Origin of the sequence: Microbacterium sp. 2216-1 (assembly GCF_046507855.1) — a bacterium.
In the GTDB taxonomy this organism is placed as follows: Bacteria; Actinomycetota; Actinomycetes; order Actinomycetales; family Microbacteriaceae; genus Microbacterium; species Microbacterium esteraromaticum_C.
On record NZ_JBKFTM010000001.1, the window covers coordinates 145,933 to 171,136 of the forward strand.

Genomic DNA, 25,204 nt, shown 5'->3' on the forward strand with positions numbered 1-25,204 from the left:
ATCTGTGGGACTTCCACAGATGAAAGGATCATCGTGTTCACGGCAACGGGTAGCGACTGGGAACAGCGCGCAGCGGCACTTCACCTCCGGACGGGCTTGCTCATCGACGGCGAGTGGGTGCAGGGATCGGCGGAGCCGCTCACCCCGATCAGCCCGCGCGACGGACGTGCACTGCCCGCGATCTCGGCGGCATCCGATGCCGACGTCGACCGCGCCGTGCGCTCGGCACGCGCCGCCTTCGACAGCGGAAGCTGGTCGCAGCGCGCGCCCCGCGAGCGCGGACAGGCGCTGATCGCCTTCGCGCAGAAGATCCACGACAACGCCGAAGAACTGGCCCTGCTGATCTCGCTCGAGATGGGCAAGCCGATCCGCGAAGCGCTGCAGACCGAGATGCGCGCCGTCGTCAACTGCTTCCGCTGGTACGGCGAAGCCGTCGACAAGGTGCTCGACGAGCTTCCGGTCACCTCGCCCAACAGCCTCGCTCTGGTCACCCGCGAACCCGCCGGTGTCGTCGCCGCCGTCGTTCCCTGGAACTTCCCCCTCACGATGACCGCGTGGAAGCTCGCCCCCGCGCTCGCCGTCGGCAACAGCGTCGTGCTCAAGCCCGCCGAGAACTCCAGCTTCTCGGCGCTGCGTCTGGCCGAACTCGCCCTCGAAGCGGGCATCCCCGCCGGCGTGCTCAACGTCACCCCGGGCCGGGGCCACGAGGCCGGCCGCGCGCTCGGCGAGCACAACGACGTCGACGTCATCACCTTCACCGGCTCGCCCGAGGTGGGACGCAAGTTCCTCACCTACTCGGGTCTCTCCAACGGAAAGCGCGTCTGGCCCGAGCTCGGCGGCAAGACCGCCAGCCTCGTGCTGCCCGATGCCGATCTCGAGCGCGCCGTGCGCGCCACCGCCGATGGGTGCTTCTACAACCAGGGCCAGATGTGCACGGCCTCGTCGCGGCTGCTCGTGCCCCGCGCCGACCGCGATCGTGCTCTCGAGATCGCCGCCGAGGTGGCGCGCACCACGCTGCCCGCCGACCCGTTCGAGGTGACCACCTCGATGGGAGCGATCGTGAGCGAGAACCAGCTGCGCAGCATCGCCGGTTTCGTCGAGCGTGCGGATGCTGAAGGCGCCGAGATCGCCGCCGGTGGCGCTGAGCGCTTCGACGCCGTCGCGGGCGGCAGCTACTTCGCTCCCGTCGTTGTCGGTGTGACTCCCGAGAACGAGGTTGCACGCCGCGAGGTGTTCGGCCCGGTGCTCTCGGTCATCGCCTACGACGACCTCGATGACGCGCTGGCGATCGCCAACGGCACGGAGTACGGTCTGGCCGCGGCGCTCTGGAGCAACGACCTCAACGCCGTGCACCGGGTCTCGCGTCGCATCAAGGCCGGCGTCGTGTGGGTGAACTGCTTCGAAGAGGGCGACATGACCATGCCGTTCGGCGGAGTCAAGGGCTCCGGCTACGGGCGCGACAAGAGCCTGCACGCTCTCGAGAAGTTCACCGACCTCAAGTCGACGTGGATCGAGCTGTCGTGACCGCCCCGCTCATCGGCATCAGCACCTGGCACCGCACCTTCGACACCGAGCTCGGCGACGCTCGCCCCATGCACACGCTGGGGGCCGAGTACGCTGCGCCGGTCGAAGCGGCCGGTGGTGCCGTGGTGCTGCTGCCCCCGACCGCCGCTGTCGATACGGTGCTCGACCGCATCGACGGACTGGTGATCTCGGGTGGGCAGGATCTCGACCCGTCGCGCTACGGTGCGGCCCCCGAAGCCGGCAAGACCTACGACCCCGCCCGCGACGAGTACGAGATCGCCCTTGTGCGCGGTGCGCGCGAACGCGGCATCCCGGTTCTGGCCATCTGCCGCGGCATGCAGGTGACCAATGTGGCCTTCGGTGGCAGTCTGATCGTCGACATCGATGCGACGACCACCCACCGCCCCACCACCGGTGCGGCGCAGCTCGATGAGCGTCACCCGGTGCGCATCGACGTCGGCAGTCGTCTGAGCCGTGCCTACGGGGTGACCGAACGCACCGTCAACACGATCCATCATCAGGCGGTCGACCGCCTCGCCGAGGGGTTCCGGGCGGTCGCCTGGGCGCCCGACGGCATCGTCGAGGCGATCGAGCCCGACGACGACTGGGCCTACTGGGGCGTGCAGTGGCACCCCGAGAAGCTTGCCGGCGCGGAAAGCGCCGAAGAGACCCCCCTGTACGCGGCGCTGATCGCCGCAGCACAGGAACGAGCAGCCGGCGCGTGCGCCGCAAAGAAAGGAACAGCATGACCAAGCAGATCTTCCTCGAGTACGAAAACGGCACGCGCGCCATCGCCACGCTCCTTGAGGACCTGGCGCCCGAGACCTGCGCCGCGCTGTGGGGCGCACTCGAGAAGCCGGTGACGATGCAGGCGATGCACGCCATGTACGCCGGCCCCGAGGTCATGGTGGGCCTGCCCGAAGAGGCACAGGGCTTCGACCCCGAGGCGATCCCGCACGAGAACCAGCAGGTCGTTCCGGCCCCCGGAGACCTCATGTGGTACTGGCAGCGTCCCATGCAGATGGGCGGCCTGCCCTTCGAGTGGTACGAGATCGGTGTCTTCTACGCCGGTGGCGCACGCGTCTTCGGCCCGCTCGGTTGGACCCCGGTCAACATCTGGGCCCGCGTGACCGAGGGCCTTGAAGAATTCGCCACCGAGAGCGCCGCGATCCGCATCGACGGTGCCAAGAACCTCACCATCGGCCGCGTCGCCTGACAGCACGCGACCCGAGGACCTCTCCGTCCCCGATGATTGATACGAAGGAGTATGCATGAAAACCCGAAAGTTCATGACCCTCGGTGCCCTGGCGACCATCGGAGCGCTCGCGCTCACAGGTTGCAGCGGCGCCGCTGACACCCCGAGCGCCGACGGCGACGCCGACAAGCCCTACGCCGGCGAGACCATCGTCGTCACCACGTTCGGTGGCGACTGGGAGAAGGCGTTCGTCACCGCCGTCGTCGACCCGTTCGAGGCCGAGACCGGTGCCAACGTCGAACTCGTCACGCTGTACAGCGCCGACGCGCTCGCCCAGGTCACCGCGCAGAAGGCCAGCCCGCAGATCGACGTCGTCCACTTCTCGGGCGGCCAGGAGTACACCGCCGCGCAGGAGGGGCTGATCGACCCGATCGCCGCTGACGACCTGTCGGAGTACGACAACCTCGTCTCGGTCGCAACCGCCGGCCTGGAGCGCGGCGAAGGCCCCGTGATCCAGCTGGCCCCGATCGGCCTGGTCTACAACACCGAGTCCGGTGCACCCGCGCCGACCTCGTGGGAAGACCTGTTCGATGAGGCCTACGCCGGTCACGTCGCCCTGCCCGACCTGAGCAACTCGTACGGCGTGCTGTCGATGCTGCGCGTCGCAGACGTGCTCGGCGGCGGCATCGACGACACCGAGCAGGCCATCGCCGACCTCGGTGCACTCGCGGCATCCGGTGACGCGATCGTGGTTCCCACCTCGCCCGACCTGCAGACGGCATTCGCCCAGCGCGGCACGTGGCTCGCCCCGTACGCCATGGACTACGCCGGCACCCTGCAGGACGCGGGTCTTCCGGTCGAGTTCATCGTTCCCGAAGAGGGCGTGACTGCCTCGCTGATCACCGCCAACGTGGTCTCGGGCCGTGAGAACACCGAGCTGGCAAAGCTGTTCGTCGACTTCGAGCTGCGCCCCGAGGCGCAGAAGGTGTTCGCCGAAGAGATGCGCTACTCGCCGGTCAACTCGGCCACCGAGCTGTCGGCAGAGGCTGCCGAGTCGGTGCTCACCGGCGATGCCCTCGACGCGGCCGTCGTCTACGCCCCCGGTGACATCGCCGGTGAGCGTCAGGCGTGGATCGACTCCTGGAACGCACTGATCACCCAATGAGTATCCGAACCCGTAAGGAGCCCTGGCTGCTCCTCCTGCCGGCGCTGGCTCTGCTCACGATCGGCTTCGTCACCCCGGTTGCCGGCATGCTTCTCATGAGCGTTCAGGCGTCGGCAGGCGGGTTCACTCTGGAGAACTTCACTCGTCTGTTCACCAGCGAGTACCACCTCCAGGCGGCGTGGCGTTCACTCCGCCTGGGGGTCATCCAGACGCTCGTCACCCTGCTGCTGGCCGTGCCGCTGTCGTACATCATGGCCAGGGCCGGCGCGAAGGTGCGGTCGTTCCTGCTGATCGTCATCATCCTTCCGCTCATGACGAGCGTCGTGGTGCGCACGTTCGGCTGGGTCGTGCTGATGGGCCCGATGGGCCTGCTCATGCAGATTCCGGGTGCCGAGTGGATCGCGCAGAGTGCGCAGGGCTTCCTCGGCACCGAGGTGGGCGTCGTCATCGCGATGGTCCAGGTGCTGCTGCCGTTCGCCGTGCTCAGCATCCTCGGGGTCATCTCGGGCATCCGTCCGCAGCTCGAAGAGGCCTCACGCACTCTCGGTGCGGGCTTCTGGCGCACGCTGTGGCACGTCGTGCTGCCGCTGTCGATCCCCGGGATCGTCGCGGGAGCGTCACTGGTGTTCGTGCTCTCGGTGAGCTCGTTCATCACCCCCCGCTTCATCGGTGGGCCGCAGATCCCTGTGTTCGCGCAGACGATCTACGTCGACGCCACCACCAACCTGAACTGGCCGTTCGCTGCCGCCCAGGCCGTGCTCCTGTTCGCAGGGGTCATGCTGGTGCTCGCCGCCACCGCCCGAATCGGAAAGGCACCGGTGCGCGCATGATCCGCTCAGTGCCGATCGTCGGCAAGATCCTCGCGATCCTGCTGGGGATCTTCATCACCCTCTACATGCTCGTGCCGCTGCTCGTGGTGGCCGGTGCCTCCATCAGCGAGAGCCGCTTCCTGACGTTCCCCCCGAAGGGATTCACTCTGGAGTGGTACGTCGACGCGCTGACATCCGACACGTATCTTGAGCCGTTCCGTCTCAGCCTGCTGGTCGGCGTCGTCGTGGCGATCCTCGCCGCGACGATCGGCACCGCGGCGGCGCTTGCGCTCACCCGGTTCCCGATCCCCGGGGCCGGCGCGATCCAGGCGTTCCTGATGTCGCCGTTGACGCTGCCGACGATCATCCTCGCGATCGGTGCGCTGTCGCTGACGTCGATGACGATCGGTGCCCCCAACGTGGGTGTGCTGATCGTGGTGCACGTCGTGATCGCGATCCCGTATGTGATGCGCACCGTCACCGGAGTCATGGCCCGCGCCGACCACTTCACCGAAGAGGCATCGCGCACCCTCGGCGCCAACGCATGGAACCGCTACCGTCTCGTCGTGCTCCCCATTGCGCGACCGGGTATCGCGGCGGGGGCGTTCTTCGCCTTCAACATCTCGTTCGACGACGCGGTGATCGCCCTGTTCCTGCGCAGCCCGCAGCTGGAGACCCTGCCCATCGCGATCTACGGGCAGCTGGAGTTCAGCACCTCGCCGACGGTCGCCGCCGTCTCTACCCTCATGGTTCTCATCACCGTGGCCCTGATGATCGTGCTGGAGCGCATCATCGGCCTGGGAAGGTTGTTCGTCTGATGACTACGCTCACCATCTCTTCGCTCACGAAGGACTTCAAGAGCACGCAGGTTCTCAAGGGCATCGACCTGGCGGTCGAGTCCGGCGAGTTCATCTCGCTGCTCGGGCCGTCGGGATGCGGAAAGACGACGCTGCTGCGTTGTATCGCAGGCCTCGAATCTCCCACGAGCGGAACGATCGAGATCGGCGGCACCGATGTGACGCGCCTGCCTCCGGAGAAGCGCCACCTGGGCATGATGTTCCAGAGCTACGCGCTCTTTCCGCACATGACCGTCGTCGAGAACGTGCGCTTCGGTCTGCGCATGGCGGGCGACAAGCCGAAGGTCGAGCAGCGCGAGCTGTCGCATCGTGCGCTGGAACGCGTGCAGATGGGGCACCTCGCCGACCGGCATCCGGCGCAGCTTTCGGGCGGACAGCAGCAGCGCGTGGCGCTGGCGCGGGCGATCGCTTTCGAGCCGCGTGTGCTGCTGTTGGATGAGCCCCTGTCGAACCTGGATGCCCGTCTGCGCGAGGACATGCAGATCGAGCTGAAGGAGCTGCACCGCACGCTCGGCCTCACCACGATCTTCGTCACGCACGACCAGGAAGAGGCGATGAGCCTGTCGGACCGCGTCGTGCTGATGAACGGGGGAGTGATCGAGCAGGAGGGCGCGCCCACCGATCTGTACGGCGCTCCGCGTTCGTCGTTCGCGGCCGACTTCATCGGCTCGGCGAACCTGCTGCCCGCGACGCGCTCCGGCGCCACCGCCTACCTGCAGGGCAGTGACGTCGCGGTGACGATCGGGCGCTCCGCCCCCGTCGCAACGGTCGACGGTGAAGACGGCCAGGTGATGTTGCGTCAGGAAGACCTGCACGTGCGTGCAGCGGTGGATGCTGACGCACCGGTGCCGGTCGAGATCGTCACCTCGGTGTACCGCGGTGCGGATGTCGTGTACGTCGTCGAGCTGGCCGGGCGCCGTCTGCGTGTCGTGGCCCCGCGTCACGAAGTTCTGCTGCCTGCCGGGCCTGCGGGCCTCGGGTGGCGCGAGGGCGCAGCCCTCTGGCTCGCTGCGTAACCCGAATCGCGGCTGAGTCCGATCGGCCCGGATCCTGCGTCTCCTCCCCTCGGAGAGGCGGGGTCCGGGCCGATTTCTGTGCCCACGGCGTTTGGTTCGGCTGCTGTGGTGCGTGGTCAGGAAGACGGAACCGAGAGCGTCGATGCCGGTAGCGGCTGGTCGGGGCAGGTGTTGAGCACTCGTGTGATCGCGTCGTGTTCGGCGGGCGTGACCCACAGGCTGTAGGCGGCCTTCACGGCGACCTGGCGTGCGACGTAGTCGCACCGGAAGGCGCGGTTCTTGGGCAGCCAGGTGGCGGCGTCGCCGTCGCCCTTCTGCGCGTTGGCTGAGCCGTCGACGGCGAGCAGGTTGAGGGGGTCGTTGGCGAACGATGCGCGCTGGTCGGTGCTGAGCTGTTGGGCGCCTTTCTGCCAGGCATCCGACAGGGCGACGACGTGGTCGATCTGCACGAGTTCGCTGGTGCCCTGACCTCGGATGAAGTCGATCGTCTGCCCGGTGAAGGGGTCATCGAGTGTGCCCGTGGTGACGCGGCAGTTGCCTGTGCGGGTGATGTCGGTGAGGTCGCGGGCGAGGATGTCGTTGCGGGTGTCGCAGCCGTTGCGGTCGACGTCTTGCCAGCGGGGGCCGAACTGTTCGCGGGAGTAGCCGGTCTTGGGTGCACGGCCTTTGACGGTCAGGGTGTCGAGTGTTTGCAGCGCGGTGACGTTCTGGAGGTCGTCGGGTGTGTCTTCGGGGGCGTCTGGCGACGGTGCGGTGGTTACTTCGGTCGGCGTCGGGGTGGCGGCGAGAGACGGCGGATGCCCGTTATCGTCGCCGAACACCACGTTGGCGAGGCTGCCGATGAGCAGGACGGCCACGCCGAGCGCCACCAGGACGAGCGTCTTGCGGCCCCGTCGGCGGAGCTTCTTCGATGCCGTGCGCGCGCTTGCCATCATGTTCACCGCTCTGCCGGCGCACCGCTGCACGCGCACCGCGCGTGCAAGGCCGGCGATCAGGTGCGCCGAGCGCACGATCGGATACTGACCCCGTGCCTCGGGGTGCAACGCGCTGCTCGGGTGGCAGCGCACTGTCAATCGTATGAGGGGGTGGGGACACTCGCGCCGAAGCGCGACCGGCGAGGTGACCCTGCCCTGGCGCGTCCGTGATCCTCTCCGTCGGCGCGTTTCGTCTCGCTGCGCTCGCTCAACGACCGGGGGAGGGCAAAGCAAAACCCCCGCGATGTAGAAGCTACGCGAGGGTTTCTGGGATCACTGTAATGATGATCCTTGTGGCTCCGACCGGCATCGATCCGGTGACCTTTCGATTTTCAGTCGAACGCTCTACCAACTGAGCTACAGAGCCGCGCGGCACTTCGTAGAACTGCCGCGTCCGATACGAAAGGCCTTCTCGAAAGAAGGCCCGTCGCTTGGAGCGACCCTGACGGGACTTGAACCCGCGACCTCCGCCGTGACAGGGCGGCACGCTAACCAACTGCGCTACAGGGCCATACTTGTTAAATTGTATCGGAAAGAGTGACCCCAACGGGATTCGAACCCGTGCTACCGCCGTGAAAGGGCGGCGTCCTAGGCCGCTAAACGATGGGGCCGGATGAGATCCCCGGGGGGTTCCCTTGCCGACGCTCAAGCATAAGCGGTTTTTCCTCCAAAAGTGAAATCGAGGGCGGTTCGGCTTGTATCCCGGGCGTTTCGAGGCAGGATGGAGGTGCCTCGCGCGCACGCGCGGGACCTGACGAGACCTGTTGCAGTTGTGACGAATGTTGTTAGTGTGGCAACTGTGAAACGGGGGACGATGCCGTGTGAACGATGACGTGCTGAAGGATGCGACTGCAGCATCCGATGACTGCGACTGCGCGCCCACATCCGCAGAGCGACGCTCCCTCTGGCCCTCGGCCAAGGTGTCGCGCCGCGGCGCGATCACCGTCGGTGCACTCAGCGCCATCGCGGCCACCGCCTTCGGGATCTCTGCAGGCAGCCCCACCGCCCACGCCGCCGACTACCCGAGCTGGGACGACGTTCAGCGCGCGAAGGCGAACGAGTCCGCCAAAGCCGGCGAGATCACTCGCATCCAGGGTCTGATCGAGCAGCTCACCCAGCAGGCCGCCGCCGCCGAAGAAGCTGCCCGCCAGGCCGGCGAGGAGTTCTACGCCGCCCAGCAGGCGTACTTCGAGCAGGCCGACAAGGCCGAAGACCTGCAGGCTCAGGCTGATGAGCAGTCCGCCATCGCTGACGAGAGCGCTCAGAAGGCCGGCCAGGTCGCCAACCAGATCTACCGCAACAGCGGCGATGACGCGGCCCTCGAGATGTTCCTGTCGAACTCGGGTGACGGCGCCGACGACCTGCTCGCCCGCCTGGGCAGCATGGACAAGCTGCTCGAATACAACCGTGCGGTCGCTGATCGCGCGGCAGCAGCCCGTGACGCCGCGCAGTCGCTCACCGACCAGGCCGTCAAGGCGCGCGACGAGCGCGATCGGCTGCAGAAGGTTGCCGAGCAGAAGATGATCGCCGCGCAGCAGGCCGCGGATGCCGCACAGGCAGCCCTGCAGCAGAAGCAGGACAACCTGCTCACTCTCGAAGCGCAGCTGGCCGCTCTCAAGGACACCACGACCGCGACGGTCGCCGGGTACCGCGAGGGTGAGCGCAAGCGCAAGGAAGAGGAAGAGCGCCGGCGCAGGGAAGAAGAAGAGCGCCGCCGTCGCGAAGAGGAAGAGCGCCGCAAGCAGGAAGAGGCCGCCAACAACAACGGTGGCGGCGGCGGTTCCAGCGGTGGAGGCGGCAGCTCCAGTGGTGGCGGAGGAGGTGGCGGTGGCACCGGCGGATCGGGCTCCGGCGCCTGGCGCCGCCCGCACGGCGGCTACATCTCGTCGCACTACGGCCCGCGGCCCCCGCGCTGCGTCAACGGCGTCTGCCGCTCGACGTTCCACCGCGGAACCGACTTCGCGAACGGATGCGGCGCAGGCATCTACGCCGCTTCTTCCGGCCGCGTCGATGCAGCGTTCTACAACAGTGGCTACGGCAACTACATCCGCATCCAGCACGGCGGTGGCGTCGCCACCGGCTACGCGCACCTCAGCCGGTTCGCTGTGCGCTACGGCCAGCAGGTCAGAGCCGGGCAGCTCATCGGCTACGCCGGCAACACGGGCGCCTCGCAGGGGTGCCACCTGCACTTCGAGGTCTACACGGGCGGCGGAACCGCCAACCCCTACAACTTCCTCAGGGCCCGCGGCGCGATCTGATCGCGTCCACCCGCGATAACGACGAAACCCCCGGCCGCTCGGCCGGGGGTTTCGCCGTTCGGGCTCAGCGGCCCGCGAAGATCAGTGGCCCTCGGCGCCGAAACGCTCGATCGCCTCGTCGAGGATGCGCTGGGCCTCAGCAGCATCGCCCCACGCGTCGACCTTGACCCACTTGTTGGGCTCGAGGTCCTTGTAGTGCTCGAAGAAGTGCTCGATCTCCTTCTTCGTGTACTCGGCCAGGTCGCCCAGGTCCTGGATGTGCTCCCAGCGCGGGTCCTTCGAGAGCACGGCGACCAGCTTGTCGTCGCCACCGGCCTCGTCGCTCATCTTCAGCACAGCCACCGGGCGCACGTTCACAACCACGCCGGGGTAGATCGCGTGGTCGAGCAGCACGAGCACGTCCAGCGGGTCGCCGTCCTCACCGAGCGTGTTGTCGAAGTAGCCGTAGTCAGCCGGGTAGCCGAACGTCGTGTACAGCACGCGATCGAGGTGCACGCGCCCCGTCTCGTGGTCGACCTCGTACTTCACGCGGCTGCCGCGGGGGATCTCGATGACGGCGTCGTGTGCGCCCATGGGTGCTCTCCTTGAAAGACGATGAAAAAAGACGGTGGATGCCGGTGACCAGCCTACTTCGCGATGAGCGCCGCGCTCGTTCGGGCGGCTAGCGTGGGAAGGTGCCTTCGCTGAATCCCGCCGTCGCCGAGATCCGCCGTGCGGTGCGCACGGCCGTCGCCGAACTCCCCGAGCGGTCGACCGTGATCGTCGCGCTGTCCGGGGGCGCCGACTCGCTCGCACTCACCGCAGCCACGGTGTTCGAGGCCAGGGCGCGCGAGATCACCGTGCTCAGCCTCACCGTCGACCACCAGCTGCAACCGACGTCGGGTGAGGTCGCGACCGGCGCCGCCGTCGCCGCGGAACACCTGGGCGTCGATAACGCGCTAAGCACCAAAGTCGAGGTCACCGCGACCGGGGCGGGCCTCGAAGCCGCCGCTCGTGACGCCCGCTACGCCGCGATCGGCGGGATCGCGCGCGCCGAGAACGTCTCCGCCGTGCTGCTGGGACACACCCTCGACGATCAGGCCGAAACTGTGCTGCTGGGTCTCGCCCGCGGTGCCGGCGCGACCAGCCTGCAGGGCATGCCCCCGGTGCGCGTCGACGACGACGGCCTGGCCTGGATGCGCCCGCTGCTGGGCGTGCGCCGCACCACCACACGGGCGTTCTGCGCAGCATCCGACATCGCGGTCTGGGACGACCCCCACAACACCGACGAACGCTTCGCGCGGGTGCGCGCGCGCCAGCGCGTGCTGCCCGTGCTCGAAGCCGAACTCGGACCAGGCATCGCCGAGGCGCTCGCCCGCACCGCCGAGCAGTTGCGCGAGGACACCGCCGCCTTCGACGACATGATCCACGAGACGATCGAAGACATCGTCGAGCACGCCGAAGCAGGCATCTCGGTCAGCGCTGCCGCCCTCGCCGCCAACCCGGCCGCACTGCGCAACCGCATCATCCGCCTGGTCGTCGACAGCGAGTTCGGCGTGAGCCTCACCCGGGTGCAGACTCTGGAAGTCGCCCGGCTGGCCACCGACTGGAGCGGGCAGGGCCCCATCGACCTGCCCGCCTGCACGGCGCGCCGCCACGGCGGGCGCATCGTGTTCACCGCACGAAACTGACGTCTACTTGCGTCCGCCGAGCAGCCCACCCAGCAGGTCGCCGATGCTGCCAGCCAGTCCACCGTCGTTCAGACCGCCGCCGTTCTGACCGCCACCGAGCAGACCGCCGATCAGATCGCCGATGCCCCCGCCGCCGGACTTGTCCTTGTTCGCGTTCGCGATCAGCCCCATCACGATGGGAGCGAGAACGGGCAGCAGCTTGCCGAAGTCGATGCCGCCGGCCGTCTTCTCGGAGGCCGTCAGACCCTCGACGACCTGCTTCTCGTCGCCACCGAACACGTGACCGATGATCTTCTCACCGTCGGCCGCGTCGACGTCGTCGACCGAGGATGCCCCGGTGAACCCCTCGTGGCGGCTCAGCGCCTTCTCGATCGCCGAAGAGCCCTCGGCGGTCTCGGCGTTCTTGGCGAGGCCGCCCAGCAGAGCCGCACCACCTTCCTCCGCCGCCCGGCGGGCGACGTCGGGGCTCACGCCGAACCGCTCGGCGATGTCATCGACCGGCACCTGCTTGAGGATGTCGTCGAGGTTCATGTGTTCCACCTTCCCCACGGGCGCACGCCCGCTCCTGTCGTGCTCACAGTAGCCGCCCGCATGCGGAAGACGACAGGAATCGGCGCGCATCCGATTTAGACTCGAGGCATGCGCGCCGCCGATATTCAGGACGACCTCACCCAGATCCTCGTCACCGAGGAGCAGATCCAGGCGAAGCTGGCCGAGCTGGCCGAGCAGGTCGCCGCCGACTATGCGGGTAAGGACCTGTTGCTCGTCGGTGTTCTCAAGGGCGCCGTCATGGTGATGGCCGATTTCGCCCGCGCCCTGCCCTGCCACGCTCCGATGGACTGGATGGCCGTGTCGAGCTACGGCGCGAGCACCAAGTCGAGCGGTGTCGTGCAGATCCGCAAAGACCTCGACACCGACCTCAACGGCAAGCACGTGCTCATCGTCGAGGACATCATCGATTCGGGCCTGACGCTGAGCTGGCTGCTCGAGAACTTCCAGTCGCGTGGCGCCGAGTCGATCGAGGTGCTCGCCCTGCTGCGCAAGCCCGAGGCGGCCAAGGTCGAGATCGACTGCAAGTACGTCGGCTTCGACATCCCGGTCGAGTTCGTCGTCGGCTACGGCCTGGACTACGCCGAGCGCTACCGCAACCTGCGCGACGTCGCCGTGCTGGCACCGCACGTGTACTCCTGACCGCTACGCCGTCGGTGAACGCACAGCGGCCCCCAATGGCGCGGGCGGTACGCTGAACCCATCATGGGTGTCAAGAAGGTCTCCAAGAATCCGCTGATCTACATCGCGTTGATCGGCGTTCTGCTGTTCGCCGGCTTCCTGCTGATCTCGAACCTGTCCGCGCCGAAGCAGATCACGGTGCAGCAGGGCCTCGAGCTGCTCGGCGGCAAGACGGTGACGCAGGTCGTCAACACCGACGGCGACCAGCGTGTCGACCTGACCCTGTCGAAGGAGTTCGAGGGCGCGACGAACGTCCAGTTCTACTACGTGCAGGCCCGCGCCGATCAGGTCGTCGAGGCGATCGACGCGGCCGGTATCGAGGCCGCCGACACCAACGACGTCGTGCCCCGCGCCACCTGGTTCGACGGCTTCCTGTCACTGCTGCTGCCCCTGGTGCTGCTCGGTCTGCTGTTCTGGTGGCTGCTCTCGTCGATGCAGGGCGGCGGCAGCAAGGTCATGCAGTTCGGCAAGTCGAAGGCCAAGCTCGTCAGCAAAGAGACGCCGACCGTCACCTTCGCCGACGTCGCCGGGTCTGACGAGGCCATCGAGGAACTGCACGAGATCAAGGAGTTCCTGCAGGATCCCGCCAAGTTCCAGGCGATCGGTGCGCGCATCCCCAAGGGCGTGCTGCTGTACGGCCCTCCCGGCACCGGAAAGACCCTGCTGGCCCGCGCCGTGGCCGGCGAAGCCGGCGCCCCCTTCTACTCGATCTCGGGTTCGGACTTCGTCGAGATGTTCGTCGGCGTCGGTGCCTCCCGTGTGCGCGACCTGTTCACGCAGGCCAAGGAGAACGCCCCCGCGATCATCTTCATCGATGAGATCGACGCCGTCGGTCGTCACCGCGGCGCCGGCATGGGCGGCGGCAACGATGAGCGCGAGCAGACCCTGAACCAGATGCTCGTCGAGATGGACGGCTTCGACCCCAACGCCAACGTGATCGTCATCGCGGCGACCAACCGCCCCGACATCCTCGACCCCGCGCTGCTGCGCCCGGGCCGCTTCGACCGCCAGATCGGCGTCGACGCCCCCGACCTCAAGGGCCGCCAGCAGATCCTCGAGGTGCACTCCAAGGGCAAGCCGCTCTCGCAGTCGGTCGACCTCGAGGTCGTCGCCCGCAAGACCCCCGGCTTCACCGGTGCCGACCTGGCCAACGTGCTCAACGAGGCCGCGCTGCTGACCGCGCGCTCGAACGCGCAGCTGATCGACAACCGTGCCCTCGACGAGGCCATCGACCGTGTGATCGCCGGTCCTCAGCGCCGCACCCGCGTGATGAAGGACAAAGAGAAGCTCATCACCGCGTACCACGAGGGCGGACACGCGCTCGCGGCGGCCGCGATGAACTACACCGACCCGGTCACCAAGATCACCATCCTGCCCCGCGGCAAGGCACTCGGCTACACGATGGTCATGCCGCTGGACGACAAGTACTCGGTCACCCGCAACGAGCTGCAGGACCAGCTCACCTACGCGATGGGCGGCCGCGTCGCCGAAGAGCTCGTCTTCCACGACCCCACAACAGGGGCCTCCAACGACATCGAGAAGGCCACCAGCATCGCCCGCAAGATGGTCATCGAGTACGGCATGACCACCGAGCTCGGCCCGGTCAAGCTCGGCTCCGAGGGTGGCGAGCCGTTCGCCGGCCGCGACATGGGCCGCGGACGCGAGTACTCCGAGACGATCGCCGAGCGCGTCGACGCGCAGGTGCGCGCCCTCATCGAGCAGGCGCACAACGAGGCCTACCAGGTGATCAGCGCCAACCGCGACATCCTCGATCGCCTCGCCCTCGCGCTGCTCGAAGAGGAGACCCTTGACCACAACCGCATCGCCGAGATCTTCACCGAGGTGCGCAAGCTGCCCGAGCGCCCACTGTGGCTCTCGAGCGAGGAGCGCCCGGTGTCGACCGTGCCGCCGATCGAGGTTCCCCGCCGTTCCGAGCAGGGCATCGCCGCGCAGACCCCCGCCGGCAACGACGCCCCGCGCGCATCCGAGGCGCCCGCCGGTGGCGGGCAGGCGCGACCCGCGACGGCGTGACGTGACCGTCGACAAGCCCCGCATCGAGCGACTCACCCGCGAACTGCTCGAAGCGATCGGTGAGGACCCCGACCGGCCAGGACTCAAGCAGACCCCCGGACGCATGGCCGAGCTGTACGCCGAGTTCTTCGCCGGCGTCAGTGAAGACCCCGCCGCGCATCTCGAACGCACCATCAGCATCTCGCGGGGCCCGGCGCCCGACACGCTGCCGTCGGGTGCCGTGCTGCTGCGCGACATCCGCTTCCGCTCGGTGTGCGAGCACCACCTGCTGCCGTTCGCGGGTGTGGCGCACCTCGCCTACCTGCCCGGTGAACAGGTCGTCGGCCTGGGCGCGCTGGTCAAGGTCGTCGAGACCCTCGCGACCCGTCCGCAGGTGCAGGAGCGCCTGGGTGAGCAGATCGCGGATGCCATCGACGAGCACCTCGACACCCGTGGCGTGCTCGTCGTGCTCGACGCCTCACACGGGTGCGTGACCATGCGCGGGGGACGCCAGCCCGTGGCATCCACCGTCACGATCGCCGCACGCGGCGCCTACACCGAGCCGATCGCCCGGGCCGAGCTGATCGCCCTGATCGGGTCGGGCGGCGCCCACGGGGTGTCGTCGTGACCATCATCTGGGGCATCCTCAACACCACCCCCGACTCGTTCAGCGACGGCGGACGCTACGTCGACCTCGACGCCGCCGTCACCCATGCTCTCCGTCTGCGCGAGCAGGGCGCGGCAGTGATCGACGTCGGCGGCGAATCGACCAGGCCCGGCGCCGAACGCGTGCCGGTCGCCGTCGAGCAGGCGCGCGTGCTGCCGGTCATCGAGGCGCTCACCGACGCCGGCGTGCCGACCTCGATCGACACGCTCAACGCCGACACCGCCGTCGCCGCCGTGCGCGCGGGCGCGCGCATCGTCAACGACGTCTCCGGCGGCCTCGCCGACGATCGGATGCTGTCGGCCATCGCCGACCTCGATGCCGACGTCGCCCTCGGTCACTGGCGCGGGCCGTCGGCCGACATGTACGCACGGGCCCAGTACAGCCGGGTGGCCCGAGAGGTGGCATCCGAACTGCACGAGCGCGTCACCGCCGCCGCAGCGGCGGGCATCGCGCCATCCCGAGTGATCGTCGATCCGGGCGTCGGCTTCGCGAAGTCGGGCCCGCAGAACTGGGAGCTGCTGCGCGATCTCGACGAGATCGCCGCACTCGGACACCGGGTGCTGATCGGCACCTCGCGCAAGCGATTCCTCGGTGAGGTGCTCGGCGCGGACGCCGATGAGCAGCGCCGAGACCTCGCGACCGCGGTGACCAGCGCACTGGCTGCCCGCGCCGGGGCCTGGGCCGTGCGCGTACACGACGTCGCCGCGACCCGCGATGCGCTCGCCGTCGCCCGCGCCTGGGAGGGAGACACGCATGACCGCCGATGAGATCACGCTCACCGGACTGACCGTGTTCGGTCGGCACGGGGTGTTCGAGCACGAACGGCGCGATGGTCAGGACTTCACGATCGATCTGACCCTGCGGGTGCCGTTGGCCGGCGCCGCGGCATCCGACGACGTCACCGACACCGTGCACTACGGCGAACTCGCCGATCGGGTCGCCGCGATCGTCGCCGGCGAACCCGTGAACCTCATCGAGACGCTCGCGCAGCGCATCGCCGACGCCGCGCTCGAAGACGCGCGCGTCGAGCATGTCACCGTCACTGTGCACAAGCCGCATGCCCCGATCGCCCAGACGTTCACCGACGTCTCGGTGACCGTGCGTCGGGGGAGGGCCTGATGGATCGTCGCCTCACCCACCTGGAGGGGATGCCCGATCCGCGCCCGGGCAGGGAGCCCGAGGTCGCGGTCATCGCCCTCGGCTCGAACGAGGGTGATCGCGGCGAGATGCTGCGCAGCGCCGCCGAGCGTCTGCGGCGCCTGCCCCTGGTCGACGCGTTGCGCATGTCGGAGCCGATCGAGACCGTCGCCATCCGCCCCGACGGCCCCGACCCCGACGCGCCCCCGTACTTGAACGCTGCGGCGCTGATGACGACGAGGCTCGCGCCATCCGTGCTGCTGGGCATGCTGCACGCCGTTGAAGAGGAACAGGGTCGCGTGCGCAGGCAGCGCTGGGGCGATCGCACCCTTGACCTCGATCTGATCGCCTACGGCGACTTCATCAGCACCGCCGCGCACCTGATGGTGCCGCATCCGCGTGCCGCCGAGCGGCTCTTCGTGCTCGAACCCTGGCTCAGCCTCGACCCCGAGGCCGTGCTGCCCGGGGCCGGTCGGGTCGACGAACTGGTCAGGCGCCTCAAGGACGGCGGCCAGTGAAGCGCACGTCCGCCGCAGTCCTGGCGGTGCTCGCCCTGCTCGGCGCGGGCGCCGGGTTCGGCTTCGACCACCTGCTGACGATCACCGGCCGTGCCACGTTCACGCCCTCGCCGTTCCTGCCGGTGCTGCTCGTGCTGATCGCCGCAGCCGTGCTGGCCCTGGCCTGGCCCGTGCGCCGCAGCACCCGCGGGGGCACGCGTATCGATCCGTTCCGTGCCGTGCGCGCGGCCACGCTGGCGCGGGCGTCGAGCCTGCTCGGCGCACTTCTGGCCGGATTCGGTACCGGCCTGCTGACGTTCCTGCTCACCCGACCGATCCCCGCGCCGGTAGGGTCGGTGGTGGCGATGATCGCCCTCGTCGTCGGCGCGCTGGTGCTGGTCGGGGTCGCGCTCGTCGCGGAACAGTTCTGCACGCTGCCGAAGGACCCTGATGACCGAGAGCCAGACGCCCACGCCGAGTGACCCGAACCCGTTCGGCGCACCACCGGTTCCGCCGGCTGCGCCCACGGTTCCGCCCGCGCCCGCGGCACCAGAGGTCTCGGCACCGGCACCCGCCCCCGCCGCACCTGCACCCCCTGTCGTCCCCGCCGCGCCTGCCGCGCCGGCCGGTCTCGACGACGGCACCTACTCCGAGCTGCGCACGCCGCGCAGTGCGTCGGCGCTCGCGCTGGACGGCACCTGGCACCAGATCTCGCCGCGCTACGTCGTCTCGCAGCTGCTGCAGAACGCGCTGCTCGTGGTGGGCATCGCAGCCGCCGCGCTCGTGCTGGTGCTCGTGTTCCATCAGACCTGGGCGTGGATCCCCGCCGGCATCGTGATTCTCATCACGCTGATCACCATGGTCATCCTGCCGCGTCAGGCCAAGGCCGTTGGCTACATGCTGCGCGCCGATGACATCGTCTTCCGTCGGGGCATCATCTGGCAGCGTATGGTCGCCGTGCCCTACGGCCGCCTGCAGCTGGTCGACATCACACACGGCCCGCTCGACCGCGCCTTCGGCGTCTCGCAGCTGAAGATGGTGACGGCCGCAGCCACCACCGGCGTGCAGATCCCCGGACTCACCCAGACCGCTGCCGAGACGCTGCGCGACACGCTGATCGAGGTCGCCGAGACGAGGCGGACCGGCCTGTGAGCACTCCCTCCGCTCCCGGCCCCGAGGCATCGCCGGCACCTGCCACCGTGCTGCCCGAGGGCGGCGACTCCAGCCTCGCCGACGGTGCCTGGCACCGCATGCATCCGCTGACGCCCCTGTTCAAGGGCGGGCTGGTGCTGATCGTCGTCGCCGGCATCGTGATCTCGAACATGCGCGACCGCATCATCAACTTCTTCGTGCAGCGGTTCGCGCCCGACGAAGTGGACTACACCGACTACCCGGGCGACCCCGTCGACTGGGTGCTGGCGAACAACCTCGTGCTGCTCGCCCTGCTCATCGTCGTCGGTGTTGTGGTCGCCTTCATCATCGGCTTCTGGGTGGTGTGGCGCTTTCACCAGTTCCGCATCACCGGCTCGCACGTCGAGGTGCGCAAAGGCATGCTGTTCCGTTCGCAGCGCCGCGCGCCGCTCGACCGCGTGCAGGGTGTCAACCTCACCCGCCCGTTCCCCGCGCGCCTGATCGGACTCGCCAAGGTCGAGGTTGTCGGCGCCGGGGCCGACTCGAACGTCGACCTGGAATACCTCGCGACGGCCAAGGCCGAATCCGTGCGGGCTGACATTCTGCGTCTCGCCTCCGGCGCCCGCTCGGCACGCCTGGCGGCCGCCGGAGGCCCCGCGGCGCCCGCGTCAGCGGGTCACGGCGGCGTGCGCGAACAGCTCGTGGGCTCGATGAACGCCGGCGTCGCCGGCATGATCGAGGGCGTCGACCTGGCCGATGTCGCACCCGAGAGCGTCGTGAAGATCCCCACCGGACGACTGGTCGGATCCCAACTGATCTCGGCCGCACTGTGGGTGCTCTTCTTCGGCGGGATCTTCGTCGTCACACTCGCCGCGGCCTACTTCGGCATGACCGCCGATGGTGAGACCGGAGTCGAGATCGTCATCGCGATGGTCGGCATCGCCCTCGGCATGGGTATCCCGCTGGTCATCGCCGTGGTCGGTATCACCTGGGCGCAGATCTCGCGCTCGCTGCGCTATTCGATCGCGCCGACCAGCAATGGCATCCGCCTGACGTTCGGTCTGCTCACGACGATCACCGAGACCCTGCCCCCGGGGCGCATCTTCGCCGTCTCGGTGTCGCAGTCACTGCTGTGGCGTCCGTTCGGCTGGTGGACCGTGCGCATCAACCGCATGACCGGCAAGTCGGCGTCGCAGGCGCAGACGAGCAGCGCCCAACAGTTCAACGTCGTGCTGCCGGTCGGCAAGCGCGCCGATGTCGAGCGGGTGCTCGAACTGATCTTCCCCGACATCACTGCTGAGCAACTCGCGCACCTGTGGGAGCACGGGGTCATCGGCGCAGCATCCGACGATGCGTTCCGCACCGTTCCGCGACGTGCCGCCTGGCGGCACCCGTTCAGCTGGAAGCGTCACGGCTGGGCCGTCGTTCCCGGCGCGCTGCTGCTGCGCAAGGGCTGGATGTGGCGCCAGCTGGCGATCTTCCCCCTCGCCCGCATGCAGGGCATCTCAGTGGCACAGGGACCGATCTCGCGCGCGCAGAACGTGGCCTCGATGCAGGCCCACACGGTGACCGGCCCCGTCTCGGCGACGCTGTCGGCCTTGGAACGCGACGACGCGCAGGCACTGATCGACGAGGTCGCCCGCGCGGCGGTGGATGCTGTCACCAGCGACCACAGTCACCGCTGGGGCGAGCAGAATACGGCGGGGAGCGCACCGCAGCAGCCGGTCACACCGCCACCGCCGGTCGCGCCCTACCCGCCGGTGACGTCGCCGGCACCGGAGCAGAACTGAGATGGCGGCACCGGGACGCCTCGGCGTAGGCATCATCGGCGCGGGCCGTGTCGGGCCCGTCATCGGGGCCGCGCTCGCGGGGGTCGGTCACGCGATCACCGGCATCACCAGCGGATCGGATGACGACCGTGCCGCCGCGGTGCTGCCCGGCGTCCCGGTGCTCGACGCGGTCGAGATCGTGCGCCGCAGCGAGCTCGTCGTGATCGCCGTGCCGCACGCCGAGCTACCGGGGCTCGTGCAGGGCATCGCCGACGTCGGAGGTTGGCAGGTCGGTCAGCTCGTGCTGCACACCGACCCCGCCTACGGCACCGATGTGCTCGGCCCCGCTGCCGAGCGCGGCGCGATCCCGCTGGCCGTGCACCCCGCCATCACGTTCAACGGCACATCGGTCGACCTGCGTCAGCTGCAGGCATCCTTCGCGGGTGTCACAGCCCCCGCTGCCGTTCTGCCGATCGCGCAGGCGCTCGCCGTCGAGATGGGGTGCGAGCCGGTGATCATCGCCGAACACGACCGCGCCGCCTACGCCGAAGCGATCGCGACAGCATCCGAGTTCTCGCGCTCGATCGTGCAGCAGGCGACGGGCCTGCTGCGCAGTATCGGCGTAGACAATCCCGGGGGTTACCTGTCGGCGCTGGTGTCGTCGGCGGTCGAGCGCGCGCTGCGCGATGAGTCCGACCCGCTGGGCACGCCGCCCGAGCCCTGACGACGCGAGCCCGAGCACGACTTCTTCTCTGAAACGGTGCGTCAGCGCCCGCCCGAGAACCCGCCGCCACCGCCGCTGCCCGAGTACCCGCCTCCCGTCGAGCCACCTGCCGAGCTCGACGAAGGCGTGTAGGTCGACGCCGAGTGAACCGAAGACGAGTAGTCCGACAGTCGCGAGTTGATCGACACCCCTGTCGAGAGGCCGATCCAACCCGGGCTGCGGTCATCGTTCTCGTACGCGGTGTCGAGCACCTTGCCCCAGGTCTTCTCCTCGCCGAGCAGCATCGCGTACGGCAACAGCTTCTCGTACAGGTGCACGACGTCGACGCTGCCGTCGCTGCGACGCTCTGCGCCCCGATACGACTGCAGCATACGCAGCCGATCGGTCTCGGCGACGCGGATGAACTCCTTCACGCCGAGCAGGTACTCGTACATCTCGGCTCCTGCCGGGGTGAGCACCGTGTGCTTCGAGAACGCCACGAAAGCGGAGACCAACGCGATCGCCGACGTGACGATCATCGCGAGAATTCCCAGGATCAGCAGTTCGCGGTCGAGCGTCGTCGACCAGATGAACAGGCCGAGCGCCGCGGCGAACAGCCCCACCGAGATCCACCCGAACACGACGGCGGCGCGGCTGCGTTCCTTCGTCGTCAAGTCGCGCGCGGCCGCCTGGGCGGTGCCCTTCTTCGTGAGTTTCGTCATGCGCTTGGCGAACTCGGTGCTCTTGCGCGGGATGAAGCGCAACGCTCCCGGTGCGTGCTCGCCCTCGAACACCGCGTCGATTGCCGCCCGATCCAGCGCCGTCGGAGCCAGGTCGCGGTCGATCAGTCGCACCGCGGGGCGGTCATCGTCCGCTTCGCCCTCGAGGCGGATGGCGCCGTGCACTGCGAGGTGCACCAGCTGTGCCGGAACGGGGTTCTGTGATCCCGGCAGCAGCGCGGCGGCCGTGAGCGGCGGCAGGTCCGCGGGAACATCGAACTGGGCGATGATGATTCCCGTCGCTGTGCGCCGCCGTCGTGCGAGCCGGGCCACCGACACCCACGCGCCCGCGGCTGCCAGAGCTGAGAGGCCCCCGACAGCGGCGGTGCCGTAGTCGGCGAGCGGGCTCGGTTGGCGCGAAGCGGGCTGGGTCACCGTGCCAGGGGCGAAGCCGATCGCGATTGTCACGCCGTCGCCGGCGGCACGGGCGCCCGATGACACCGAGAACACCTGGGCGCCGTCCTGCGCGACAGGGCCCGAGAGCGTGCAGCGTGCCCTGTCGTGCTCGAAGCCCTCGTAGCAGGCCGTATCGCCGGTGAGCTGTGCTGCGAGGTCGGCCGAGAAGGCGATCTCGGCGTGGAAGCGGTTCACGGCCTGGGTGCTCGTGAGGGCCAGCATGTCCCAGTGGAACTCGTCGTTGCCGGATTCCTCACCGGTGACCATGACGTCGCGCATCGTGTACTCGATGACGTAGGTCTGCTCGCCGCGGACGTAGTCATCCGTTCCGGTGAGCACGTACAGCACTTCGTTGTCGGAATCGATCTCGGTCTCGTACGGCACGTCTTGGCCCGCGGCATCCGTCACCGAGACGATATCGAGGCTCACGCCCGCGCCCTCGTACCGCTGCGGATACCCGCGCACGATCCCCCTGTTCTGATCGAAATCGGGGAACGCCGCCACCAGAGTCTCGGTGACGTGGGCGACCGCGCGACCCTCGTCGTCGAGAGACACGTCGAAGCGCACATCCCACGACGAGTACGAGAAGTCGTCGACGTCCGCGACGGCGGATGAGGGCAGCAACGCCACGGTCAGCAGTCCGAGCACGACGGCGATCAGGGCGGTGAGACGACGCATGCAACGAGGCTAGCCTGCGCGGCCGATCCGACTCCGGCGTGCGACAGCGGGGTCGGTAGACTTGGGGCTGACTTTTCATCAAGGAGCCCCACCCATGACTGACGCGCCCGCGCCGACCCCCGCACCCGCTCTCGAAGACGACGTCTTCGAACAGAAGGCGGTGCGGCTGGCCAAGCGCGAGAAGCTGATCGAGAACCGTGCGGATGCCGGTGGCGGGGCGTTCCCGGTGGGTGTACCCGTCACGCACGGCATCCCGGCGCTGCGCGCCGAGTACGGTGATCTCGAGCCCGACACGCAGACCGGTCTGATGGTCGGCGTCGCGGGGCGCGTGGTGTTCAGCCGCAACACCGGCAAGCTCTGCTTCGCCACGCTGCAGGCCGGTGACGGCTCACGCATCCAGGCGATGGTGTCGCTGGCGAACGTCGGCGACGAGTCGCTGGCGGCATGGAAGGAACTCGTCGACCTCGGCGACCACGTCTTCGTGCACGGCGAGGTGATCTCGAGCCGTCGCGGCGAGCTGTCGATCATGGTCGACCAGTGGCAGATCGCGTCGAAGGCGATCCTGCCGCTGCCGAACGTGTACGGCGAGCTGAACGAGGAGACGCGTGTGCGCAGCCGCTTCCTCGACCTGATCGTGCGCGACCGTGCTCGCAGCACCGTCCGCGCTCGTGCGGCCGTGAACGCCAGCCTGCGGGCGACATTCACCGGGCACGACTACCTCGAGGTCGAGACGCCCATGCTGCAGGTGCAGCACGGTGGGGCGTCCGCTCGTCCGTTCATCACGCACTCGAACGCGTTCGACACCGAGCTGTTCCTGCGCATCGCGCCCGAGCTGTACCTCAAGCGCGCCGTCGTCGGTGGCATCGAGCGGGTGTACGAGATCAACCGCAACTTCCGCAACGAGGGTGCCGACTCGACCCACAGCCCTGAGTTCGCGATGCTCGAGGCCTACCAGGCCTACGGCGACTACAACCAGATGGCAGCCCTCACGCAGGAGCTTGTGCAGAACGCCGCGATCGCCGTGGCCGGTTCGACCACGGTCACCTGGGCCGACGGCACCGAGTATGACCTCGGCGGCGAATGGGACCGCGTGTCGATGTACGACTCGCTCTCCGAGGCGTCGGGCCGTACCGTCACCCCGCAGGACTCGGTCGAGGACCTCATCGCCTTCGCCGAGGCCAACGGCGTCGACATCCCGCCGCACCCCACGCACGGCAAGCTCGTCGAAGAGCTGTGGGAGCACTTCGTGAAGGTCGACCTGGTGCGTCCGACCTTCGTGATGGACTTCCCGGTCGACACGTCGCCGCTGGTGCGCGAGCACCGCTCGATCGCCGGCGTCGTCGAGAAGTGGGACCTCTACATCCGCGGCTTCGAGCTGGCCACCGGCTACTCCGAGCTGGTCGACCCGGTCATCCAACGCGAGCGCTTCGTCGAGCAGGCCAAGCTGGCTGCGCGCGGTGACGTCGAGGCGATGCCGGTCGACGAGGAGTTCCTGCGCGCCCTCGAGCACGGCATGCCGCCGTCGGGCGGAATGGGAATGGGCATCGACCGCCTGCTGATGGCCATCACCGGCCTCGGCATCCGCGAGACGATCCTGTTCCCGCTGGTCAAGTAGCAGGCTTCAGGGCCCATTCGGGCAGCATCCCCGACGACAGCATGGTCGAGATCAACGACGCCATGCTGTGTTCGGGGTCGATGGCCAGGGCCTGGTCGACGTATGCGCCGGCATGCGACGACCGGCCCAATGCCCACGCCAGCCAGGCGGCCGCGGTGAGCGCGCCGACCTTGGCCCCGCGTGGCGCACGGGCGGCCGCCGAGCGCACGACCTGCAGAGCACAGCCCAGCCGGTCGGCATCGGGGCGCGGCCCTTTGCCGAGAAAGACCTGCCCGACGGCGTCGGGGACCGAGCCCGAGCCGGCGGCGAACTGCAGCTGCGAATCGAGCGCGTACTCGCCCATGGCCAGATCTGTGGCCCACTGCACCAGTACGGCGTCGCGAAGCACGGGTCGGTTCAGGCACCACAGCAGCGCCGCGCACCCGTAGGCGTCGTCATCGGAAGGCATCTCCAGCAGCTCTTCGGCGAACGCGGGCAGGTCATCGAGCACGCCTTCGGCGGTGATCAGCGCCAGCGGGTTCTGCGTGCCGAGTGTCTGGCCCTGACCCAACCGGTTCTGCTCCAGGATGTGGTCGAGTTCGCGCAGCGCGCGGCCGACCTGCTCCCGTTCGACCAGGTTGCTGGGCGGCAGATCGGCGCCGGCGGTCTGGTCGCCGCTGACATCGCCGACGCCCGGAACGCCGTCGGGGCGGGGGATGCTGTCGAGCGGGTGCAGCGCCGGGTCCTCGGCGAGGTAGTCGCTCCATCCGTCGGGTGTCACGCACAGCGCCTCGACGATGCGCAGCCCGGCCTGCGTGGCGATGTCGAGCACAGCCTCGACGGTGGCCAGGTGCGGCAGCAGCATCCCGTCGGGCACCGACTGGGCCGGGGAGTCTGTGTAGGCGACCAGGGCTGTCGCGTCGACGTTCTGCACCTGCAGCAGCGCCTGCAGCGCGGCGTGCGCGAAGTCATCGGCGTCTGCACCGTCGACGGGCAGATCGATGCGCATCGCGCCGCGCGTGCGCGAGCCCTGGAACGGCAATAGCACCAGGCTCTGCCGTGGAGTGAAGCCGGCCAGGGCCGGGACGAGACCGAGGAACTCGGCGGGATGTGTCGCGTGGATGATCGTGGTCATGAAGCGAGTG

Annotated in this window: 25 protein-coding genes and 3 tRNA genes; 20 read left to right on the top strand and 8 right to left on the bottom strand. The window is 68.7% G+C overall.

Translation table 11 applies throughout. The annotated features are described in order from the left end of the window. The first annotated feature begins 33 nt into the window (after positions 1-33). The 7 genes from ACLD0U_RS00655 to ACLD0U_RS00685 are packed head-to-tail and all read left to right on the top strand — an operon-like array spanning position 34 to position 6,566. Positions 34-1,524 carry an aldehyde dehydrogenase family protein gene (locus ACLD0U_RS00655; RefSeq protein ID WP_222445140.1) on the top strand — a complete coding sequence of 497 codons (1,491 nt, stop codon included), beginning with the start codon at positions 34-36 and terminating at the stop codon, positions 1,522-1,524. Beyond that, complete coding sequence (locus ACLD0U_RS00660) at positions 1,521-2,273, top strand: gamma-glutamyl-gamma-aminobutyrate hydrolase family protein (protein WP_410339526.1); 753 nt, start codon at positions 1,521-1,523, stop codon at positions 2,271-2,273. The genes ACLD0U_RS00655 and ACLD0U_RS00660 overlap by 4 nt, the downstream gene beginning before the upstream one ends. Continuing rightward, positions 2,270-2,740, top strand: a complete 471-nt coding sequence (locus tag ACLD0U_RS00665) for a DUF3830 family protein (RefSeq protein WP_179409198.1) — start codon at positions 2,270-2,272, stop codon at positions 2,738-2,740. Before ACLD0U_RS00660 ends, ACLD0U_RS00665 begins: the two co-directional genes overlap by 4 nt. A gap of 55 nt (positions 2,741-2,795) precedes the next feature. Continuing rightward, complete coding sequence (locus ACLD0U_RS00670; RefSeq protein ID WP_206822790.1) at positions 2,796-3,884, top strand: extracellular solute-binding protein; 1,089 nt, start codon at positions 2,796-2,798, stop codon at positions 3,882-3,884. Continuing rightward, entirely contained in the window at positions 3,881-4,714 is an 834-nt protein-coding gene (locus ACLD0U_RS00675; protein WP_179409196.1) for an ABC transporter permease, read from the top strand. Before ACLD0U_RS00670 ends, ACLD0U_RS00675 begins: the two co-directional genes overlap by 4 nt. Beyond that, a complete protein-coding gene (locus ACLD0U_RS00680) occupies positions 4,711-5,511 on the top strand; it encodes an ABC transporter permease (protein ID WP_179409195.1) in 801 nt (266 codons plus the stop codon). The genes ACLD0U_RS00675 and ACLD0U_RS00680 overlap by 4 nt, the downstream gene beginning before the upstream one ends. Then, positions 5,511-6,566 carry an ABC transporter ATP-binding protein gene (locus ACLD0U_RS00685; protein ID WP_410339527.1) on the top strand — a complete coding sequence of 352 codons (1,056 nt, stop codon included), beginning with the start codon at positions 5,511-5,513 and terminating at the stop codon, positions 6,564-6,566. Before ACLD0U_RS00680 ends, ACLD0U_RS00685 begins: the two co-directional genes overlap by 1 nt. A 116-nt stretch (positions 6,567-6,682) precedes the next feature. Here ACLD0U_RS00685 and ACLD0U_RS00690 read toward each other — a convergent pair whose 3' ends face one another. From ACLD0U_RS00690 to ACLD0U_RS00705, 4 genes are all read right to left on the bottom strand, one after another. Further along, entirely contained in the window at positions 6,683-7,576 is an 894-nt protein-coding gene (locus ACLD0U_RS00690; protein ID WP_410339528.1) for an HNH endonuclease family protein, read from the bottom strand. A gap of 258 nt (positions 7,577-7,834) precedes the next feature. After that, a tRNA-Phe gene (locus ACLD0U_RS00695) sits at positions 7,835-7,907 on the bottom strand. Positions 7,908-7,977: 70 nt separating this feature from the next. Continuing rightward, a tRNA-Asp gene (locus ACLD0U_RS00700) sits at positions 7,978-8,051 on the bottom strand. Positions 8,052-8,078: 27 nt separating this feature from the next. Next, positions 8,079-8,151: transfer RNA gene (locus ACLD0U_RS00705), tRNA-Glu, on the bottom strand. 210 nt (positions 8,152-8,361) lie between these two features. Between ACLD0U_RS00705 and ACLD0U_RS00710 the strand changes: the two genes are divergently transcribed. Continuing rightward, entirely contained in the window at positions 8,362-9,798 is a 1,437-nt protein-coding gene (locus ACLD0U_RS00710; protein WP_410339529.1) for a M23 family metallopeptidase, read from the top strand. 81 nt (positions 9,799-9,879) lie between these two features. Here ACLD0U_RS00710 and ppa read toward each other — a convergent pair whose 3' ends face one another. Continuing rightward, positions 9,880-10,371 carry an inorganic diphosphatase gene (gene ppa / locus ACLD0U_RS00715; RefSeq protein WP_410339530.1) on the bottom strand — a complete coding sequence of 164 codons (492 nt, stop codon included), beginning with the start codon at positions 10,369-10,371 and terminating at the stop codon, positions 9,880-9,882. A gap of 101 nt (positions 10,372-10,472) precedes the next feature. On the opposite strand from ppa, the gene tilS reads away from it, so the two are divergent. Further along, positions 10,473-11,468 (top strand): tRNA lysidine(34) synthetase TilS, encoded by a 996-nt coding sequence (gene tilS, locus ACLD0U_RS00720; RefSeq protein ID WP_410339531.1) that lies wholly within the window; start codon positions 10,473-10,475, stop codon positions 11,466-11,468. Positions 11,469-11,471: 3 nt separating this feature from the next. On the opposite strand, the gene ACLD0U_RS00725 is transcribed toward tilS, so the two are convergent. Then, positions 11,472-11,999 carry a DUF937 domain-containing protein gene (locus ACLD0U_RS00725; protein WP_410339532.1) on the bottom strand — a complete coding sequence of 176 codons (528 nt, stop codon included), beginning with the start codon at positions 11,997-11,999 and terminating at the stop codon, positions 11,472-11,474. 108 nt (positions 12,000-12,107) lie between these two features. On the opposite strand from ACLD0U_RS00725, the gene hpt reads away from it, so the two are divergent. The 10 genes from hpt to ACLD0U_RS00775 all read left to right on the top strand — a co-directional run bounded on the left by hpt (position 12,108) and on the right by ACLD0U_RS00775 (position 20,633). Beyond that, positions 12,108-12,659, top strand: a complete 552-nt coding sequence (gene hpt, locus ACLD0U_RS00730) for a hypoxanthine phosphoribosyltransferase (protein WP_179409189.1) — start codon at positions 12,108-12,110, stop codon at positions 12,657-12,659. A gap of 63 nt (positions 12,660-12,722) precedes the next feature. After that, positions 12,723-14,729, top strand: coding sequence for an ATP-dependent zinc metalloprotease FtsH (gene ftsH, locus ACLD0U_RS00735; RefSeq protein ID WP_206550590.1), 2,007 nt, complete (start codon positions 12,723-12,725; stop codon positions 14,727-14,729). Between the two features lies 1 nt (position 14,730). After that, a complete protein-coding gene (folE, locus tag ACLD0U_RS00740) occupies positions 14,731-15,336 on the top strand; it encodes a GTP cyclohydrolase I (RefSeq protein WP_206550589.1) in 606 nt (201 codons plus the stop codon). Then, positions 15,333-16,142, top strand: coding sequence for a dihydropteroate synthase (gene folP, locus ACLD0U_RS00745; RefSeq protein ID WP_410339533.1), 810 nt, complete (start codon positions 15,333-15,335; stop codon positions 16,140-16,142). The genes folE and folP overlap by 4 nt, the downstream gene beginning before the upstream one ends. After that, positions 16,129-16,494, top strand: coding sequence for a dihydroneopterin aldolase (folB, locus tag ACLD0U_RS00750; protein ID WP_179409185.1), 366 nt, complete (start codon positions 16,129-16,131; stop codon positions 16,492-16,494). The genes folP and folB overlap by 14 nt, the downstream gene beginning before the upstream one ends. Continuing rightward, positions 16,494-17,030: a 2-amino-4-hydroxy-6-hydroxymethyldihydropteridine diphosphokinase gene (gene folK / locus ACLD0U_RS00755; RefSeq protein WP_410339534.1), complete on the top strand. Its 537-nt coding sequence runs from the start codon at positions 16,494-16,496 to the stop codon at positions 17,028-17,030. The genes folB and folK overlap by 1 nt, the downstream gene beginning before the upstream one ends. After that, positions 17,027-17,491 carry a DUF3180 family protein gene (locus ACLD0U_RS00760; protein ID WP_179409183.1) on the top strand — a complete coding sequence of 155 codons (465 nt, stop codon included), beginning with the start codon at positions 17,027-17,029 and terminating at the stop codon, positions 17,489-17,491. Before folK ends, ACLD0U_RS00760 begins: the two co-directional genes overlap by 4 nt. A 172-nt stretch (positions 17,492-17,663) precedes the next feature. Next, positions 17,664-18,161, top strand: a complete 498-nt coding sequence (locus tag ACLD0U_RS00765) for a PH domain-containing protein (protein ID WP_410340255.1) — start codon at positions 17,664-17,666, stop codon at positions 18,159-18,161. Beyond that, the gene (locus ACLD0U_RS00770; protein WP_410339535.1) at positions 18,158-19,930 is read left to right on the top strand and encodes a PH domain-containing protein; all 1,773 of its coding nucleotides are present in this window, start codon (positions 18,158-18,160) and stop codon (positions 19,928-19,930) included. The genes ACLD0U_RS00765 and ACLD0U_RS00770 overlap by 4 nt, the downstream gene beginning before the upstream one ends. Position 19,931: 1 nt before the next feature. Then, the gene (locus ACLD0U_RS00775; RefSeq protein ID WP_410339536.1) at positions 19,932-20,633 is read left to right on the top strand and encodes a DUF2520 domain-containing protein; all 702 of its coding nucleotides are present in this window, start codon (positions 19,932-19,934) and stop codon (positions 20,631-20,633) included. Between the two features lie 41 nt (positions 20,634-20,674). Here ACLD0U_RS00775 and ACLD0U_RS00780 read toward each other — a convergent pair whose 3' ends face one another. Continuing rightward, positions 20,675-22,465, bottom strand: coding sequence for a DUF2207 domain-containing protein (locus ACLD0U_RS00780; protein WP_410339537.1), 1,791 nt, complete (start codon positions 22,463-22,465; stop codon positions 20,675-20,677). Positions 22,466-22,559: 94 nt separating this feature from the next. Here ACLD0U_RS00780 and lysS point away from each other — a divergent pair, with 94 nt between their 5' ends. Next, a complete protein-coding gene (gene lysS, locus ACLD0U_RS00785) occupies positions 22,560-24,080 on the top strand; it encodes a lysine--tRNA ligase (protein ID WP_179409179.1) in 1,521 nt (506 codons plus the stop codon). Here the strand turns inward: lysS and ACLD0U_RS00790 are convergent. After that, positions 24,073-25,194, bottom strand: a complete 1,122-nt coding sequence (locus tag ACLD0U_RS00790) for a DUF4192 family protein (protein ID WP_410339538.1) — start codon at positions 25,192-25,194, stop codon at positions 24,073-24,075. The two genes, lysS and ACLD0U_RS00790, sit on opposite strands and share 8 nt — an antisense overlap. Positions 25,195-25,204 lie beyond the last annotated feature (10 nt).